Below are 17542 nucleotides of genomic sequence, written 5' to 3'. Positions count from 1 at the left end.
GTGGCATGTCAGCACAGCACACAGCGCAGCGAGCCATCGGGCCGGCCGGGGACGAGGCACGCCACCGGGTCGTCCTCACCGGATTCGGTGTGGTCTCCAGCGTCGGCCTCGGCGTCGCCGAGTTCCTGCGGGGGCTCAGGGAGGGCCGCAGCGGCGCCAAGCCCATCACCGTGTTCGACACGGAGGGCTACTCGCACTCGACGGGATGCGAGATCACCGGCTTCGACCCCGCCCGGTGGGTCACGCGGCTCGACCTCGACCAGCTCGGGCGGGCCACGCAGTTCTCGGTGGCCGCCGCCCGGATGGCCCTGGAGGACTCGGGGCTCGACCTCGGCCGGCTCCGTGAGCAGCGCGGCCTGATCTCCATCGGCACCACCGACGGGGAGTCCTACGACCTCGACCACCTCGTCGAGGCCGAGATCACCGACGGTCCCGAGCGGATGGACCCGGTGGCCGTGCGCCGGGTCCCCGCCGGGCGGCTGTCGGTGGCCGTCGCCCAGGAACTGGGGCTGAGCGACGTGGAGGCGGTGACCGTCCCCACCGCCTGCGCGGCCGGCAACTACGCCATCGGCTACGGCTTCGACGCCGTCGCCTCCGGCGAGGCCGAGTTCGCGTTCTGCGGCGGCGCGGACGCCATGTGCCGCAAGACGTTCACCGGCTTCTACCGGCTGGGCACCATCGCCCCGGACCGCTGCCAGCCCTTCGACATCGACCGCAAGGGCATCCTGACGGGCGAGGGCGCCGGCATCCTCGTACTGGAGCGGCTGGACGCGGCCCTCGCCCGCGGGGCGCACATCTACGCGGAGGTGCTGGGCTACGGCCTCAACTGCGACGCCTACCACCAGGTGGCGCCCAACCGGGACAGCGTCGCCCGCGTCATGCAGCTCGCCCTGGAGAACTCCGGCGTCAAGCCGGACCAGGTCGACCTGATCTCCGCGCACGGCACCGGCACCAAGGCCAACGACGTCACCGAGGTCGGCGCCATCCGCCAGGTGTTCGGGGACACCCCGCCGCGCACGGTGTCCGTGAAGTCGATGCTCGGGCACAGCATGGGCGCGGCCAGCGCGCTCGGCGCGATCGGCTGCGCGCTCGCCATCGACAACCGTTTCGTGCCGCCCACCATCAACCACGTCACGACCGACCCGGAGTGCCCCGTCGACTGCGTGCCGAACCGCACGGTCGAGGCCGACCTGCGGGTCGTGCAGAACAACGGGCTCGCCTTCGGCGGCAACAACGCGGTGCTGCTCCTCGGCCGGTACGACCACCGGGACGACCCCCTACACGACAAGGAGGACGCGCTGTGCTGAGCCAGGCCATCACCGGCATCGGCGCCGTGGCGAGCACGGGCAGGGGGATCGACGACCTCTTCGAGAACCTGTGCGCCGGCGTCACCGGCCACGCCCCGCTGCGCGGCTTCGACCCGGCCAACTTCCGCGCGAAGTACGCCTACGAGGTCGACGACCGCCCGGCGCCCGGCGTCGACGTCCCGGCCCGCGCCACCGCCCTGCTGCTCGACGCGGTCGGGCAGGCGGCCAAGGACGCCGGTCTCGGGGAGGACCTCAGCGGCGTCCCGGTCCTCGTCGGCACGGGGCTGCGGGAGCTGCGCTCACTGGAGCTGTGGTGGCGCGGCGACGGCGAACTCACCGAGGACGGGTTGCACTTCGGCCCCGCCCTGCGGGAGCGGTTCGGCGCCGAGCAGACGTACACCTTCTCCAACGCCTGTTCCGCCTCGCTGTACGCGCTCGCCCTCGCCTCGGACCTGCTGGCCGCGCCGGACGGCCCGGACACGGTCGTCGTGGCCGGGGTCGACGTGCTCACCGAGAGCATGTACGGCCTGCTGGAGCGGGTCCATCCGCAGGCGCCCGAGCGGGTCAGGCCCTTCGACCGCAACCGCACCGGTGTGCTCATGGGCGACGGCGCGGCGGCCGTCGTGCTGCGCCGGGACGGCACCGGGGACGACGGGCGGCAGGTGCACGGGCGGCTGCGCGGCGTCGCGGTCAACTGCGACGCCTACCACGCCACCGCGCCCTCGCCCGAGGGCATCGCCGAGGCCATGCGGCAGGCGTACGCGGCCGCCGCGGTCGCGCCCGGCCACATCGACCTGGTGATGCTGCACGGCACCGGCACCCTCCTCAACGACGAGGCGGAGGCCGTGGCGCTCGCCGAGGTGCTCGGCGCCGACGCGGACAAGCCGCTGATGACGGCGATCAAGTCGATGACCGGGCACACCTCGGGCGGCTCGGGCCTGCTCAACCTGGTGGTCGGGCTGCGGGCGATGGACCGGGGCCGGATACCGCCCACGGTCGGCCTGGACGACCCGGTTCAGGAGGCGGCCGGATTCCGGTTCGTGACCGGCGGGGAGCGCCGGGCGGACGTACGGACCATGCAGCTGAACGCCTTCGGGTTCGGCGGCATCAACGCGGTGGCGATTGTGGAGGCGGCACGATGAGCAGTGCGGTGGTGATCACGGGCGTCAGCGTCCTGGTGCCCGGCGCCGACACCCCGGCCGCGCTGGCCGCCGGCCCCGGCCCGGACGGGCGGCCCGTCGTCCCGGAGGGCCTGGTCGGCAAGAAGGGCCTGCGCTACAAGGACCGGGCCACCCAGCTCGCGTACTGCCTGGCCTCGGGCGCCCTGATGGACACCGGGCTGCTCGACGAGGACGGGCTGACCGTGCCGGGGACGAGCATCGGGGTGGTCGCCAGCTCCAACTTCGGCAACCTCGACACCGTGACGCGGGCCCTGGCCACCATCCGGGAGCACACGGTCTCGGCCACCTCCCCGATGGACCTGCCGAACGCGTCCAGCAACGTCATCGCGTCCTCGGTGGCGATCAGGTTCGGCCTGCGCGGCCCCAACCTGATGGTCTGCAACGGCGCCACCTCGGGCCTGGACGCCCTGCACTGGGCCACCACCGTGATCCGCTCGGGCCGCGTCGACCGGGTCCTGGTGATCGGTGTCGAGCCGGACAACGACGCGGTGCGCCGCCTGCTGGGCGACGGCCGTACCGGCGTGGACGGCGGGGCCGCCGTCGTGGTGGAGAGCGCCGGCGCCGCCCGGGACCGGTCGGCCACCGTCCGGGCCGTCTACGGCGGTTACGCGATGACCGCGGGCGTCCGCGACTGCGTGGCGGGCCTCGCCGGCCCCGACGGACCGGCGCCGGTCCGCTGGCACATCCCGCAGGGCGCCGCCGGCTGCCTGCCGGACGACCTGCTGCCCGGGGTGCCCCGGGACAGCATCGGCCCCGGCCTCGGCCAGGCGTCCGGCGCGCTGGGCGTCCTGCAGTGCGCGGCGGCCACCGGCTGGTTCGACGAGGGCGGCACGGGCCCGGTGTACGCGGTGGCCGGGGCGGGCCTGCACGGCGCCACCTCCGGTGTGTCCCTGCTGGCGCCCGCGGGGAGCCCGCGGTGATCCGTCCGCCCGAGCCGTCGGCTCCCGTCGTGCTGCGGCGGCACACCACCGCCGCGGCGGACGGCGCCCCCAGGGTGCTGTTCCTGCACGGCCTGGCGGGCACCGACACCGTGTGGGACGAGACCGCGCGGCAGCTGGCCGCCGGCTACGACGTGTGGTCGGCCCAGCTGCCGTGGCGCGGCCAGGGCGTCACCGGCTGGGGCCGGACCCCGGACCTCACCCCGTGGGTGGAGGAGGCGCTGCTGTCCGTGCCCGGCCCGGTGGACGTGGTGGTCGCGCACTCGATGTCGTCGAACGTGCTGCTGGAGCTGCTGGACCGGACCGGTGACGCGGACCGGGACGGCGCCGGCCGGTTCGGCGTCCGCGCCCTCGTCCTCGTCTCGCCGTTCTACCGGGGCTCGGCCGAGGAGTTCGACTGGGAGACCATCACCCACTACCTCAACGACTTCCACCTGATCCTGCGGGAGGGCATCCGGGCCCACTCCGGCGGCCGGGTCTCGCCGGACACCGAGGCCGCCATGGCGGAACGGGTGCGGGAGTGGATCGGCCCGTACGGCTGGATCCGCTTCTTCGACCTGTTCCTGCGCACCCCCCAGCTGCGCACGGCCCGGATCGGCGTGCCGTGCCTGGTCGTCGGCGGCACGCACGACATCGCCACGCCGTCCGAGCACGCCGTCGCGCTGTCCGCGGCGCTGCCGGACGCACGGCTGCGGCTGCTCACCCGCAGCGGCCACTTCCCGATGGTGGACGAGCCGGCCGCCTTCCACGCCGAACTGCGGGAGTTCCTCGCCTCCGTGCCGGCCCGCCGGCCCGTCCTGCAGACCACCCTCACCACAGAAATGTGACGATCATGACTGCTACCGCACCAGCCGGCCGCCGCCCGGTCATCACCGCGTGGTCCGCCGTCTCGCCGTTCGGCGTCGGCCGGGCCGCGTTCACCGAGGGCATCCGGGAGCGCCGGACCACCACGACGGTGCTCGGCCCCCCGTACGAGACGATCCCGGAGCCGACCGCCTGCCTGGTGCCCGGCTTCGACGTCCGTACGGCACTCGGCCGCAAGGGCACCCGCTCGATGGACCGGGTCACCGGGCTCACCGTCACCGCGGTCGGCGCGCTGCTCGGCGAGAGCGAGCGCAACCAGCGGGTGGGCACCGGTGAGGGCGCGGCGTTCGCCCTGGGCACCACCACCGGCAGCGCGCAGAGCATGATGGACTTCACCCGCGACTCGCTCACCAGTGAGCAGCCGTTCTTCGTCGACCCCGCACAGTTCCCGAACACGGTGATGAACTGCGCGAGCGGCCAGAGCGCCATCTGGTACCAGCTCAAGGGCCCGAACACCACGATCGCGGGCGGCCGGGCGGCGGGCCTGCACGCCCTCAACTACGCGCGCAGGCTGCTGTCGTCGGGCCACGCGCAGAGCGTGCTGTGCGGCACGGCCGAGGAGTTCTCACCGGCCCGGGCGTGGCTGGAGCACCACACGGCGGCGGAGGACTCCCCCGCCGCTTCCACCCCGCTCGGCGAGGGCAGTTCCATGCTGCTCGTCGAACCCGCCGGGGCGGGCGACCAGCCGGTGCTCGCCGAGATCCTCGCCGTGGAACTGGGCGTCGTGCTCGGCGAGGACGTGCGCGCCGCGCTCTCCTCCTGCCTGCGCCGCGCGCTGGCCCAGGCCGAGGTGGCCCCGGACCGGATCGTGGCGGTCGCCCGCTCCAGCAGCACGGGCCGGGCGGGGGCCGGCGAACGCCTCGCCGTGTCCGACGTACTCGGCGAGCTGGACGCCGTGGAGCTCGCGCCGCACGAGCTGATCGGCGACACCGGGGCGGCGGCGGCCGGCTTCCAGACGGCTTCCCTGCTCGCGTACGCCGAGACACACCCGGCGGACGACCCGGCGGACGCCGAACGGATCGGCCTGATCACCTCGGTGGACCGCACGGGCTCGGTCGGCTGCGCCCTGCTCCGCCTGTACTGAACCGCCGAACCACTCCCCGAGGAGCCCGAGCCCCATGACCCGACGCCGCGCCCCGCGCTGGTACTTCTCGTTCCGCAGCCCGTACTCCTGGATGGCCTACCGCGATCTGACGGACCGTTACCCGGACGTCGCCGAGGCCATCGACTGGTTCCCCTTCTGGGAGCCGGACGAGCCCACCGGCCACGACCTCACCGAGCGGGGCATCCGCCTGCCGTACGTCCCCATGTCGCGGGAGAAGCACCTGTACATCCTCCAGGACGTGCGCCGGCTGGCCGGGGAACGCGACCTGGAGATGGTCTGGCCGCAGGACCGCGACCCGCGCTGGGAGGTCTCGCACCTGGCCTACCTGGTCGCCGACCGCCTCGGCCTGGGCCGCCCGTTCGTCGACGCGGTCTACCGGGCCCGCTGGGAGGAGGGCAAGGACATCTCCGACCCGGCCGTCATGGCCGGGCTGGCCACCGGTCTGGGCCTGGACCCCGGGCCGTTCGCGTCGGCGGCCACCGACCCGGCCGTACGCGCCGAGGGCATGGCCGCGCTCGAACGGCTCCACCGGGACGGCGTGTTCGGGGTGCCGTACTTCATCAACGGCTTCGACAAGTACTGGGGCGTGGACCGTCTCCCGGCCTTCGTCTCCCGGGTCCGCGCCCAGCACCTGCCCGCGGGGCTCCTCACGGCCACCGGCGCCGACCAGGGCCACGCGGGAGGCTGCGGCTGATGGCCCGCGGCGCGGCGGCGCGGCGGTGGACGTCCGCGGACGTACCCGGCCAGCGGGGCCGGACGGCCGTGATCACCGGCGCCAACAGCGGCATCGGCTTCGAGGCCGCCCGGGTGCTCGCCCGGCGCGGCGCCACGGTCGTCCTGGCCTGCCGGAACCCGGACCGGGCGGCCGAGGCGCGGCGCCGCATCGCGGCTGCCGCGCCGGGGGCGAGGGTCGTCACGCAGCGGCTGGACCTCGCGTCCCTCGCCTCGGTCCGCGGGGCCGCCGAAGCCCTGCGCGCGGACCATCCCCGTATCGACCTGCTGATCAACAACGCGGGCGGGCTGCGGCTGCGGCACGGTGTCACCGAGGACGGTTTCGAGGAGACCCTGGCCGTCAACCACCTCGGCCCGTTCGCGCTCACCGGCCTGCTGCTGGACCGGCTGCTGACGACGCCCGGCTCCCGGGTGGTGACCGTCAGCAGCATCGGCCACCGGCACGGCCGGATGGACTTCGCCGACCTGGGCTTCGAGCGCGGGTACCGCGCCATGCCGGCCTACTTCCGGGCGAAGCTGGCCAACCTGATGTTCACCTACGAACTGCAGCGGCGGCTGACGGCGGCCGGGGCGGGCACCATCGCGGTGGCCGCGCATCCGGGCAACGCGGCCACCGAGTTCACCCGTGACTTCCCGGCGCCGGTCAGGGCCCTGATGAGCCCGCGCCTGGGCCTTCTCAACTCGTGGCTGGTGCAGTCCCCGCGGATGGGCGCGCTGTCCACCCTCCGCGCGGCGACGGACCCGGACGCGGAGGGCGGCGCCTACTTCGGCCCTCCCGGCCCGGCCCAGTTCACCGGCCATCCGGAGCGGGTCGAGTCGAGCAGGCGGTCGCACGACGCGCAGGCGCAACGGCGGCTGTGGCGGGAGTCGGAACGGCTGACGGGGGTGACGTATCCGGTCGGTGCGTGACGCGGGCGGGGGCGGGGGCGCGCGCCGGGGGCCCGCGCCGGGTGCGGACCGGCGTGCGGGCCCGGTGCGGGCGGGCGTGCGGGCCGGCGTGCGGGCGGGCGGGCGGGCCCGGTGCGGACCGGCGGGCGGGCCCGGTGCGGGTGGGCGTGCGGGCCGGCGTGCGGCCGGTCGTCGGCGGGCCTGCGGGGCTGGGGCGGCCGGCGTGCGGGCCGGCCGCCCCGGGGTGCTGTCCGGGACCGTCTCGCGCACAATGGCCGGGAAGCGTGGTGTTCCCCCGGTGCTCAGGGACTCAACAGATCGAGGCAGCCGAGTGACTCCGACGACACACGCCCACGGCATCGACGGGCCGCCGGACGACCGGGCGGCGGTGTTCGGGCTGGACGGGGACGGTGTCGTCATGTGGTGCACCGACGCGGTGCGGGCCCTGGTCGGCCGCCCTCCCGGGGAGCTGCGCGGCCGGCGCATCACGGATCTCGTCACCGAGCCGGACGCCTGGGCCGGGGCGCTCGGCGCGTCCGGGCAGGAGTACCGGACGCTGCGCACGTCCCTCATCCACCAGGACGGCTCGACGGTCGAGGCGGACGCCGCGGTGCTGCCGCTGCCCGCGTCCGGCCAGACCCGGTTCGTGGTGCGCGTGGCCCCCGGGTCCGAGGCGGCGGCCGGCTCCCGCGCGGAGGACGAGTCGGTGATCCGCGCGCTGTTCGGCCAGCACCACATCGGCCTGCTCATCCTCGGCACGGACCTGCGGATCACCCGGGGCAACGCCGGCCCGCGCCGGTTCGGCGTGGGGTGTCACCCGGACGGGGTGTGCCCGCCGGGTCTGCGGCTCACGGACCTGCTGGTACGGGACGATGCCGAGGCGATCGAGGAGCAGCTGCGGCGGGTGCTCGACACCGGCGAGGCCCTGATCGACTGGAAGCACTCAGCGCGGCCCCTGACCGCCTCCGGGCAGGAGCGGGTGCTGTCCCTGTCGGCGTTCCGCCTGCACGACGCCGGGGACGGTGCGACGGGTGTGGCGGCGGTGTTCACCGACATCACCGAGGAGTACACCGCCCGTCGCAGGCTCGCCCTGCTGCACGCGGCGGCCACGCGGCTCGGCCGCACCCTGGACGTCACCCACAACGCCCAGGAGCTGGCCGCCGTCCTCGTGCCCTTCGCCGACCTGGTGAGCGTGGACCTCTCCGACACGGTCTTCCTGGGGCGCGAGCCCAGCAGGTTCCTCCCCGGCACCCGGCTGCGCCGCATCGCCACCGCCTCGGCGAGCGGCACCTGGCCCGAGGACATCCACCAGGTCGGTGACACCGTCCGCGCCCGGGAGGAGGAGAGCGAGGCCCTGGTGGAGGGCCAGACCGTCCTGGTGCCCGACATGGCCGCCTTCGCCGCCGAGCTGAACGTCGACGAGGAACGGCGCCGGCTGCTGTTCCCCGAGGCGGCGACGTCCGCGCTGTTCGTCCCGCTGCACGCCCGGGGCAGCGTGCTGGGGGTGCTGGGCCTGTGGCGCACCGGGGACCGTACGCCCTTCACCGGCAGCGACGTCCCGCTGATCGAGGAGATCGCCTCCCGGGCCGCGCTGAGCCTGGAGAACGCGCGCCGGTACACCACCGAGCTGCGCACCGTGGAAACCCTGCAGCGCAGTCTCCTTCCCCCCTCGGGCGTGGCCCTCAGCGCGGCCGAGTCGGCCGGGATCTACGTGCCGGCCGGCAGCGCGTCGGGCATCGGCGGATGCTGGTACGACGTGATCGAGCTGTCGGCCGCCCGGGTGGGCTTCGTGATCGGTGACGTGGCCGGGCACGGGCTGGCGGCGACGGCGGCCATGGGCCGGTTGCGCACGGCGGTGCAGACGCTGTCCGACCTCGACCTTCCGCCGGAGGAGCTGCTCACCCACCTGGACGACCTCGTGGTCCGGCTGAGCAGCACGGAACCGCAGTCACCGGACGGCGGCGTCCTCGGCTCGACCTGCCTGTACTGCGTCTACGACCCGGTCACCGGCCGCTGCGTCATGGCCGGCGCGGGCCATCCGCCGCCCGTCCTGATCACCCCGGACGGACGGAGCGGGCGCGTGAACCTCACGCCGGGTCCGCCGCTCGGCACGGGCACCCTGCCCTTCGAGCCGCTGGAGCTGACGCTCGCGCCGGACAGCGTCCTGGTGTTCCACACCAAAGGGCTGGGGTCCGACGACGACCGGATGGCGCTGCTGGAGCGGAGCATGGCGACCGCCGCCGCGTCGGGCGCCTCCCCGGCCGGCATCGGGCGGGCCGGGCTCGACCAGGTGCTGACCGGGCCGCCCGCCGACGAGGTGGCCGTCCTGGTGGCCGGCGTGCGCCGGCTGCCCGAGGGCACCACCGCCGCCTGGCAGCTGGCGGCCGACCCGAGCGTCGTCGCGGAGGCCCGCCGGCTGATCACCGCCCAGCTCGCCGCGTGGGGCCTGGAGGAGCTGACCTTCACCAGCGAGCTGATCGTCAGCGAGTTGATCACCAACGCCATCCGTTACGCCGAACCGCCCGTCGGGCTGCGGCTGATCAAGGACAAGAGCCTGATCTGCGAGGTGTCCGACGCCAGCCAGACCCAGCCGCGCCTGCGCCGGGCCCGGCTGATGGACGAGGGCGGGCGCGGCCTGTTCCTCATCGCCCAGCTCGCCCACCGCTGGGGCAGCCGCTACACGGCGTCCGGCAAGACGATCTGGACGGAACAGCAGCTGACGCTCCGGCCCTGAGCCCGGCGAACAGGCCCTGGGCCTGAACCCGAAAGGCCGATGAATGCGCGTCCCCGGCACAGGCCGTGCATAAGATCCCGGCATGGCACTGCGCCCGGTTCAGGTGAACACCAAGGCTCTCGACAGCTCGGCGGTCGGCACATTCTGGGGGGAGGCGCCCGGCTGGAACGTCCGGGAATCCGGCGTGACCACCTACGTCGGTCCCGTCGGCGACTTCGTGTGGCCGCACCCGGTGGCGGTCGGCATCGACGTGGTTCCCGTCCCGGAGCGCACGTCCACGGCGAAGAACCGTCTGCACCTCGACCTCGCCACCACCTCCGCGGCGCATCAGGAGGAGCTGATCGCGCGTCTGACGGCGCTCGGTGCGACACCCGCCGACGTGGGCCAGGGCGACGTGCCGTGGACGGTCCTCGCCGACCCGGAGGGCAACGAGTTCTGCGTGCTGGAGCCGCGGGAGACCTACCGGGACACCGGCCCCGTCGCCCGGACAGTGGTCGACTGCGGGGATCCGCGGGCCATGGCCCGGTTCTGGGGCGAGGCGATCGACTGGACCCCGCACCAGGTGACCGACGACCACGCGGTGTGGCGCTCCCCCGAGGGCGTCGGCCCCTACCTCGAGTTCCGCCGCACGCCCGACGTGAAGACCGCGCCGGACCGCGTCCACCTGGACCTGCAACCGCGCCCCGGCGACGACCAGGCGGCGGAGGTGGACCGGCTGCGGCACCTCGGCGCCACCGACCTCGACCTCGGCCAGGGAGACGTTGCGTGGACCTGCCTGAGCGACCCGGAGGGGCACGAGTTCTGCGTGTTGGCCGCGTCGTGAGGCGGGGTCGGCCTGCCGGACGCCCCACGTCCTCGTGCCGGTCACCCGACGCGGTGATCCTGACCCGATGCCCGGCCTGAATCCCCCGACGACAGAAGCTCGTTGTCCCACAGAAGGAAGAATCGGTTCCCCATGAGATCTCGGTACGTCTGGGGTACGGCGGCCGTGACCGCTGTCGGCCTCACCGGGGCCCTTGTGTTCCACGGAGTGACCGCGCCGCCGGCGGACGGCACAGCCTCCGACGGCAAGTCCGGCCCGGTCCGGCCCCGGGCGCACACGGCCCCGTTGCAGCCGGCCGGCGACGGCCGCCGCGCCGTGCTGAGGAAGCAGGACACCGGCGCCCCGTTCAGCATGCTCGGCGTGACCTGGACCGACCCGGCGGCCACCTTCGCCGGCACGGTGGAGGCACGTACCCGTGCCGCCGGGTCCGGTCGGTGGTCGGACTGGCTGCGCCTGGACGGCGACAGCGGCCGGGGCGAGCCCGGGGCCCGCCGCGGCGGCACCGAACCGGCCTGGGTGGGACCGTCCGAGGGCGTGGAGGTGCGCGTCACCGCGAGCGGGAAGACGTCCGCGGCACTGCCCGCGGGGCTGCGCCTGGACATGATCGACCCGGGTGCGGACGCCGGGGGCGACATGGAGCCGGCGGCCTTCCGCGCCGACGAAACGCACGACCCGACGGCATCGCCCAGCCCCAGCCAGGCGGAAGACAGCGCGTCCCCCTCCACCGACGTCACGGCGAGCACCGATCCGACGGCGACGCCCACCGAGTCCGTGACGCCGACGGCCCCCGCGCCCTCCAGCGAGGCACCGACCTCGTCCGCGCCCTCGTCCCCCTCCGCCCCGTCCCCCACCACCGCGAGCCCGAGTGCCACGGGCCCCACGGCCCCGCCGTCCAGCGCGCCCCGCCCGGACATCACCTCGCGCGCCGCATGGGGCGCGGACGAGTCGATCAGCCCCGAGGAACCGGGCTACCTGCCGGGCGGCAAGATCAAGGCGGTGGTGGTCCACCACACCGCCGAGTCCAACGCCTACACCTGCGCCGACGCCCCGGCCGTCGTCCGGGGCATCTACGCGTACCACGTCAAGCAGTTGGGCTGGAAGGACATCGGCTACAACTTCCTCGTCGACAAATGCGGCACCGTCTACGAGGGACGCAAGGGCGGCGTGGACAAGCCGGTGATGGGCGCCCACGCCTACGGCTTCAACGCCGAGACCACCGGCATCTCGGTCCTCGGCACGTACACCGATGTCGCGCCGAGCCAGGCCGCCATGGAGTCGGTGGCCAAGGTCGCCGCCTGGAAGCTGGGCCAGTACGGCGTGAGCCCGACCGGCACCACCACGCTGACCGCGGGCGACAGCGGCCGCAACTACGCGGGCAAGACCTGGGCCAAGGGTGCCCAGCTGAGCTTCCCGGCCATCCACGGGCACCGTGACGGCTACAACACCCAGTGCCCCGGCGACCAGCTCTACGCGAAGCTGCCCGCGATCCGCGACTGGGCCGCCGGTCCGGTCACCGGCCTGGCGATCAAGTCCGTCACCGGCGCCGGCCTGTCGGGCACGACGTACTACACCAAGGCCGGCATCACGGTGAACTGGTCGGCCACCACACCGGCTTCGCTGATCTCGGCGTACGAACTCCTCGTCGACGGCATGGCCACCACGAGGGCCGCCGGCACCGCGACCTCGGCCAGGGCCACCCTGCCCGTGGGCACCCACCGGGTGCAGGTCCGCGCGACCCACCAGTCCGGCAAGGTCGCCACCTCCCCGGCCGCGACGGTCGTCGCGGAGACCACGGCCCCGACGTTCCCGACCAGGCCGAGCCTCGCCCTGCGCACCGGAACCGTGAACACGGCGGCGGTCCCGCTCAGGCTCAGCTGGAAGGCCGCCGACAACGCCGCCCTGAAGGAGGTCAGACTGACCGCTCCCGCCGCCGCGACGTACGGCCCGACGACCGGCGCCACGAACCGCACCGCCGCGTCCGGCACGGCGACCACGTGGTCCATGACCGCGTACGACCAGGCGGGCAACACCGGCTCCGCCTCCGTGACCGGCACCCCGGTGATCCTTCAGGAGTCCGCCGCCACCAGGACCGGCACCTGGACGACCAAGTCCTCCACCAGCTACCTGGGCGGCAAGTCGTACTCCAGCTCCGCCAGGAACGCCTCCCTGACGTGGACCTTCACCGGCCGCTCCGTGGCCTGGGTGGTGTCCCGGGCCTCCACCTCGGGCCAGGCGCACGTGTACATCGACGGCACGAAGACGGCCACGGTCGACCTGAAGTCGGCCACGACGAAGTACCGCGACGCGATCTGGACCCGAACCTGGTCCACGAGCGCCAGGCACACCATCAAGATCGTCGTGGCGGGCACCTCGGGCCGGCCGACCGTCACGACGGACGGTGTCGTGTACGTCAAGTAGGTGGGGCGGCGGAAGGCGGAGGCGGTCGCCGAGGCGACTGCACCGCCACGGCGTCCGCGGTGAGACGGGCGAGCCCAATCCCAGCAGGCGGGGGTTGGGTTTTCGCCATGGGCGGGCATCGGCGACTGCGATCGGTCCGCAGCCATCCATTCGCCCGACGGCCACGGATTACTCAGTGAGGCCGAAGGGTGAAATGTCATGGAATACACCTACAGCAGTTCCGTCCTGTCATCGGTCGAGTGCGCGCACGAAGTGCACGGGGCCGTGCGGAGTCGGCTGCGCACGTGGGGAGCCGGGGAACTCGCCGACGACGCCGGGCTGGTCCTCGAGGAGCTGGTCTCCAACGCTGTGCGCCACGGCCGGCCACCGGTACGGGTGACCGTGTCCCTGTGCTGCGGATGCCGCGGCCGTACGGTCCGGGTCGAGGTCGCGGACGCGGGTCACACGATCGACGTGGAACTCGTCCGGGCCCGCTGGAGGCACCCGTCTTTCTGGATGGACGAGGGCGGCCGGGGCCTCTTCCTGGTCGACGCGCTCACCAGTGCGTGGGGCGACCGCGTCGACGACGACGGGCACACGGTGTGGGCGGACATGATGGACCGACGCGGAGCCGATGATCCGGGGCCGCTTGTCGGTGAGGCTGAAGGGAACACGGCAGACCGTCCCGGGCGGCGCCGTTGCGTCCAGGACGGCCGGCCGGCGCCGGGACAGGCACCTCGGCCGACCGCCCCCGGCGGCAGAACCCGCGGAAACTGACCAATCCATTCGCCCCTCAGGATCGGATTCCCTTCGTGACAGGTGACAAAAGGCGGTGCTCCATCCGCTGCGTGCTCAGGACGGTAAGGCGAGCTGTCGGGGATGCCCGGCGTGGCCGGCGGGTGCCGAACGGGGGACGGACTCAGTGAAAGAGCCTGCATTCATCGGGCGCAAGTCGGCGGGCCGGCCGGACCTCGGAGCGTTGATGCAGTCGGTGGCGTGCGGAGATGCCGACGCCTTCGCCGCGCTGTACGACGCCGTCGCGGCCCCGGTACTGGGTGTGGCCCGTGCCGTGCTGCGCGACCGGAGCCAGTCCGAGGAGGTCGCCCAGGAGGTGCTGGTGGAGGTGTGGCGCACCGCGCCCCGCTACCGGCCCGACCGCGGCACCGTCATGAATTGGGTCCTCACGCTCGCCCACCGCCGAGCCGTCGACCGGGTCCGTTCGGTGGAGGCGGCCGCGGCGAGGGACCACAAGGCGGCGCTCCTGGACCAGCTGCCCGAGTACGACGAAGTCAGTGAGCAGGTCGAGCACCGCCTGGAGCAGGAGCAGGTCCGCCGGTGCCTGCGCACGCTGACGGAGCTGCAACGCCAGTCCGTCACCCTCGCCTATTACCGCGGACTCACCTACCGCGAGGTGGCCGCCCAGCTGTCCGTGCCGCTGGGCACGGTCAAGACCCGCCTGCGTGACGGACTGATCCGCTTGCGCGACTGCCTGGGAGTGAGCGCATGACCACCCATGCCGACCTGCACACCCTCACGGGTGCCTATGCGGTGCACGCCCTGTCCGACGAGGAGCGGGCGCTGTTCGAGAAGCACCTCGAGGTGTGCCAGTCCTGCCGGGAGGAGGTGGCCGAGCTCACCGCGACAGCCGCCAGGCTCGCGGCAGCGGTGGCCGTCACGCCCAGCCCCGCCATGAAGCAGCACGTCCTGCACCGCGTGGCAACGGTCCGGCAGGTGCCTCCCACTGTCCGCGTGGCCAAGCCCGCCACCAGGCTGCGCCGGCGCCTTCCCCAGCTGGCGCTGGCCGCCTGCCTGGCGGCGGCCACCGGCCTCGGAGGCGTCGCTGCCTGGCAGCACCAGCGCGCCGAGAACGCTGCGGTGCGGGCCGAGGAGGCTCAGCGGCGAACGGACGAGCTCGCTGCCGTGGTGGGCGCGTCCGACGCCGTCGCCCGCCGCGTCAGCATCGACGGCGACGCCAGCGCCACGGTCGTCTTCTCGCGTCAGCGGGACAAGTCCGTACTCATGGCGGCGGGCCTGCCCGACCTCCCGGCGGACAAGACGTATCAGCTGTGGTACGACGTCGACGGCACCATGCGATCAGCCGGCCTGATGGACGCGGACCGCACCAACCAGGCCGTCATCCTGAGCGGCTCGGCGAACGCGGCGTCGGCCGTGGGCATCACCGTCGAACCCGCCGGAGGCTCGACCCGCCCCACCACGTCCCCGCTGGCGCTGGTGGCCCTGCCCGCCTGAATCCCCTGCCGCGGAACAGCGGAGTACCCGTGCTCGCCGCACTGTGCGGCAACCCTGCGCCCGGGTGAGCCACCACGGCCGGGTGGGGAAGTACGGACAGGCGCACCATCCGTAGCCGCGCGGCGGCCGGATTGGTCCGGAAAAAAAATAATTCACGGGGATTCAGGGCAATCCGCCGCCCGGCCGGGACCGGATTACGGGTGTGAGCGACAAAGAGAAGGCACCGCGCAACACCGGGAGCGGTCCCGGGCGAAGGGCACGGCTCGGGCTGGGTGCGCTGAGCGGGCTTCTGGCAGGCTTCGCCGCCCTCGCTGTCGCCGAATTGGTGGCGGCAGCAGTACGGCCGCAGGCCGGTCCGGTCGTCGCGGTCGGCGGTGCGGCCATCGACCGCACCCCGACCGCCGTGAAGGACTGGGCGATCCGCACCTTCGGCACCGCCGACAAGCTGATCCTGCAGCTCGGCATCCTCACCGTGCTGGCGTTGTTCGCCGCGGTCCTCGGAGTCGTCGCCCTGCGCCACCGCCGGGCCGGCGCTGCGGGAGTCCTGGTGTTCGGGGTCGTCGGGGCGGCGGCTGCCACCAGCCGCCCCGACTCCACGAGTCTCGCCGACGCCCTCCCGTCCGTCGTCGGGGCGATCGTCGCGGGTGCCCTGCTGTACGTCCTCATCGGCCGCCTCACCTCACCCGCCGGTTCGCCCGGCACCACCTCACCGGAACGCGAGGAGGGCTGGGACCGGCGCCGGTTCGTGATCGCCGCGACCGCCGCTGCCGCCGCCTCGTCCGGGGCGGGCGTACTGGGCCGGTCCCTCAACGCCTCCAGCGGCCGGGAAGCGGTCGCCTCGCGCAGGAACGTCGTCCTCCCTGCCCCGGCCTCACCCGCCCGGGCCGTACCACGCGGCGCACAGGCCAGGGTGAAGGGCGTCAGCCCGTTCATCACCCCGAACGAGGACTTCTACCGGGTGGACACCGCTTTGGTGGTGCCCAAAGTGGACGCCACCACCTGGCGACTGCGCATCCACGGCCAAGGAGTGCGACGGCCCCTGACGCTGTCGTTCGACGACCTCTTGCGGCGGGACCTGGTCGAGCGGGACATCACGCTCACCTGCGTGTCCAACGAGGTCGGCGGCCCGTACGTCGGCAACGCCCGCTGGATCGGTGTCCGGCTCGCGGACCTCCTCCGCGAGGCCGGCGTGCGGCCGCCCTCCCGAGGCGGTCCGGCCGACCAGCTCGTGGCCCGCTCGGTCGACGGCATGACCATCGGCACTCCGGTGGAGGAGGTCATGGACGGCCGCGACGCGATGCTCGCTGTCGGCATGAACGGCGAACCCCTGCCCTTCACCCACGGATTCCCGGTCCGCATGGTCGTGCCCGGCCTCTACGGCTACGTCTCCGCCTGCAAATGGATCAAGGACATCGAGCTGACCACCTTCGACGCCTACGACACCTACTGGGTCAAGCGCGACTGGGCCCGCGAAGCTCCCGTCAAGACGCAGTCCCGCATCGACACCCCCAAGCCGTTCGCCCGGCCGGGGGCCGGAACCGTGATGGTGGCCGGCGTGGCCTGGGCCCAGCACCGCGGCATCGACAAGGTCGAGATCCGCGTCGACGACGGCCCCTGGCGGCAGGCCACCCTCGCCGCGGAGGACTCGCGGGACACCTGGCGCCAGTGGACCTACGCCTGGGACGCCCGCAAAGGCGGCCACACCCTCACCGTGCGGGCGACCGACCGCACCGGCCGGACCCAGACCGACAAGCGCACGCGCACCGTCCCCGACGGCGCCAGCGGATGGCACTCCGTCGTCGTCACCGTCGAGTGACCGCGCCCTCCTACCCACACCACCCACCCCCCGATCGAGCGGCACGTCGCCGCACCCGAAAAACAGGAGACACACCATGCAGACCCGCATCCGCCGCATCGCCGTGACCGTCGCCGCCGCCGCGGTACTCCCCCTCGCACTGAGCGCCTGCTCCGGCGACGGCGACGACTCGGCGAAGTCGGACACCAGCGACAAGGCATCGGCGTCCGCGCCCGCCTCGGACGACTCCATGGCCGACACCGGCGCCCCCGCGACGGACGAGCCGTTCGGCTCCGCCTGCGCGTCGGTGCCGAAGGACGGTGCCGGTTCCTTCGACGGCATGGCCAAGGACCCGGTGGCCACCGCCGCTTCCAACAACCCGGCCCTGTCCACGCTGGTGACCGCGGTGAAGAAGGCCGGTCTGGTCGACACGCTCAACAACGCCCAGAACATCACCGTGTTCGCGCCGACCAACGACGCCTTCGCGAAGATCCCGAAGGCCGACCTCGACAAGGTCCTGAGCGACAA

General features: G+C 73.6%; 15 protein-coding genes. All 15 read left to right on the top strand.

The features are described from left to right. Nucleotides 1-5 precede the first annotated feature (5 nt). The gene (locus AB0M97_RS14350; protein ID WP_365961147.1) at nucleotides 6-1307 is read left to right on the top strand and encodes a beta-ketoacyl-[acyl-carrier-protein] synthase family protein; all 1302 of its coding nucleotides are present in this window, start codon (nucleotides 6-8) and stop codon (nucleotides 1305-1307) included. Next, nucleotides 1304-2449, top strand: a complete 1146-nt coding sequence (locus AB0M97_RS14345) for a beta-ketoacyl synthase N-terminal-like domain-containing protein (protein WP_365961300.1) — start codon at nucleotides 1304-1306, stop codon at nucleotides 2447-2449. Before AB0M97_RS14350 ends, AB0M97_RS14345 begins: the two co-directional genes overlap by 4 nt. Beyond that, nucleotides 2446-3408 (top strand): beta-ketoacyl synthase N-terminal-like domain-containing protein, encoded by a 963-nt coding sequence (locus AB0M97_RS14340; protein ID WP_365961146.1) that lies wholly within the window; start codon nucleotides 2446-2448, stop codon nucleotides 3406-3408. Before AB0M97_RS14345 ends, AB0M97_RS14340 begins: the two co-directional genes overlap by 4 nt. Then, the gene (locus tag AB0M97_RS14335) at nucleotides 3405-4253 is read left to right on the top strand and encodes an alpha/beta hydrolase (RefSeq protein WP_365961145.1); all 849 of its coding nucleotides are present in this window, start codon (nucleotides 3405-3407) and stop codon (nucleotides 4251-4253) included. The genes AB0M97_RS14340 and AB0M97_RS14335 overlap by 4 nt, the downstream gene beginning before the upstream one ends. Nucleotides 4254-4258: 5 nt before the next feature. After that, nucleotides 4259-5374 carry a beta-ketoacyl synthase N-terminal-like domain-containing protein gene (locus tag AB0M97_RS14330; protein ID WP_365961144.1) on the top strand — a complete coding sequence of 372 codons (1116 nt, stop codon included), beginning with the start codon at nucleotides 4259-4261 and terminating at the stop codon, nucleotides 5372-5374. 34 nt (nucleotides 5375-5408) lie between these two features. Continuing rightward, complete coding sequence (locus AB0M97_RS14325; protein ID WP_365961143.1) at nucleotides 5409-6089, top strand: DsbA family protein; 681 nt, start codon at nucleotides 5409-5411, stop codon at nucleotides 6087-6089. Beyond that, nucleotides 6089-7036, top strand: coding sequence for an oxidoreductase (locus AB0M97_RS14320; protein WP_365961142.1), 948 nt, complete (start codon nucleotides 6089-6091; stop codon nucleotides 7034-7036). Before AB0M97_RS14325 ends, AB0M97_RS14320 begins: the two co-directional genes overlap by 1 nt. A gap of 310 nt (nucleotides 7037-7346) precedes the next feature. Then, complete coding sequence (locus AB0M97_RS14315; protein ID WP_365961141.1) at nucleotides 7347-9749, top strand: SpoIIE family protein phosphatase; 2403 nt, start codon at nucleotides 7347-7349, stop codon at nucleotides 9747-9749. A gap of 82 nt (nucleotides 9750-9831) precedes the next feature. Then, the gene (locus tag AB0M97_RS14310) at nucleotides 9832-10572 is read left to right on the top strand and encodes a VOC family protein (RefSeq protein ID WP_365961140.1); all 741 of its coding nucleotides are present in this window, start codon (nucleotides 9832-9834) and stop codon (nucleotides 10570-10572) included. A 132-nt stretch (nucleotides 10573-10704) separates the two neighbouring features. Then, a complete protein-coding gene (locus AB0M97_RS14305) occupies nucleotides 10705-12990 on the top strand; it encodes an N-acetylmuramoyl-L-alanine amidase (RefSeq protein ID WP_365961139.1) in 2286 nt (761 codons plus the stop codon). A gap of 198 nt (nucleotides 12991-13188) precedes the next feature. Then, nucleotides 13189-13746: an ATP-binding protein gene (locus AB0M97_RS14300; RefSeq protein ID WP_365961138.1), complete on the top strand. Its 558-nt coding sequence runs from the start codon at nucleotides 13189-13191 to the stop codon at nucleotides 13744-13746. Nucleotides 13747-13891: 145 nt separating this feature from the next. Next, complete coding sequence (gene sigK / locus AB0M97_RS14295; protein WP_365961137.1) at nucleotides 13892-14476, top strand: ECF RNA polymerase sigma factor SigK; 585 nt, start codon at nucleotides 13892-13894, stop codon at nucleotides 14474-14476. Beyond that, nucleotides 14473-15219 carry an anti-sigma factor gene (locus AB0M97_RS14290; protein ID WP_365961136.1) on the top strand — a complete coding sequence of 249 codons (747 nt, stop codon included), beginning with the start codon at nucleotides 14473-14475 and terminating at the stop codon, nucleotides 15217-15219. Before sigK ends, AB0M97_RS14290 begins: the two co-directional genes overlap by 4 nt. 202 nt (nucleotides 15220-15421) lie before the next feature. Continuing rightward, the gene (locus tag AB0M97_RS14285) at nucleotides 15422-17035 is read left to right on the top strand and encodes a sulfite oxidase (RefSeq protein WP_365961134.1); all 1614 of its coding nucleotides are present in this window, start codon (nucleotides 15422-15424) and stop codon (nucleotides 17033-17035) included. A gap of 76 nt (nucleotides 17036-17111) precedes the next feature. Next, a partial coding sequence (locus AB0M97_RS14280; protein WP_365961133.1) for a fasciclin domain-containing protein occupies nucleotides 17112-17542 on the top strand: 431 nt, incomplete at its 3' end.

This window comes from Streptomyces sp. NPDC051207, assembly GCF_040682395.1.
GTDB lineage: Bacteria > Actinomycetota > Actinomycetes > Streptomycetales > Streptomycetaceae > Streptomyces.
The sequence above is the reverse complement of the archived record's forward strand: the minus strand, read 5'-3'. Positions and strand labels throughout refer to the sequence as shown.

What these genes read in the sequence shown, in the direction of transcription:
- AB0M97_RS14320 (WP_365961142.1), top strand. Translation starts at nt 6,089, where the DNA reads ATGGCCCGCGGCGCGGCGGCGCGGCGGTGGACGTCCGCGGACGTACCC.
- AB0M97_RS14325 (WP_365961143.1), top strand. Translation starts at nt 5,409, where the DNA reads ATGACCCGACGCCGCGCCCCGCGCTGGTACTTCTCGTTCCGCAGCCCG.
- AB0M97_RS14310 (WP_365961140.1), top strand. Translation starts at nt 9,832, where the DNA reads ATGGCACTGCGCCCGGTTCAGGTGAACACCAAGGCTCTCGACAGCTCG.
- AB0M97_RS14330 (WP_365961144.1), top strand. Translation starts at nt 4,259, where the DNA reads ATGACTGCTACCGCACCAGCCGGCCGCCGCCCGGTCATCACCGCGTGG.
- AB0M97_RS14340 (WP_365961146.1), top strand. Translation starts at nt 2,446, where the DNA reads ATGAGCAGTGCGGTGGTGATCACGGGCGTCAGCGTCCTGGTGCCCGGC.
- AB0M97_RS14290 (WP_365961136.1), top strand. Translation starts at nt 14,473, where the DNA reads ATGACCACCCATGCCGACCTGCACACCCTCACGGGTGCCTATGCGGTG.
- AB0M97_RS14350 (WP_365961147.1), top strand. Translation starts at nt 6, where the DNA reads ATGTCAGCACAGCACACAGCGCAGCGAGCCATCGGGCCGGCCGGGGAC.
- AB0M97_RS14300 (WP_365961138.1), top strand. Translation starts at nt 13,189, where the DNA reads ATGGAATACACCTACAGCAGTTCCGTCCTGTCATCGGTCGAGTGCGCG.
- AB0M97_RS14305 (WP_365961139.1), top strand. Translation starts at nt 10,705, where the DNA reads ATGAGATCTCGGTACGTCTGGGGTACGGCGGCCGTGACCGCTGTCGGC.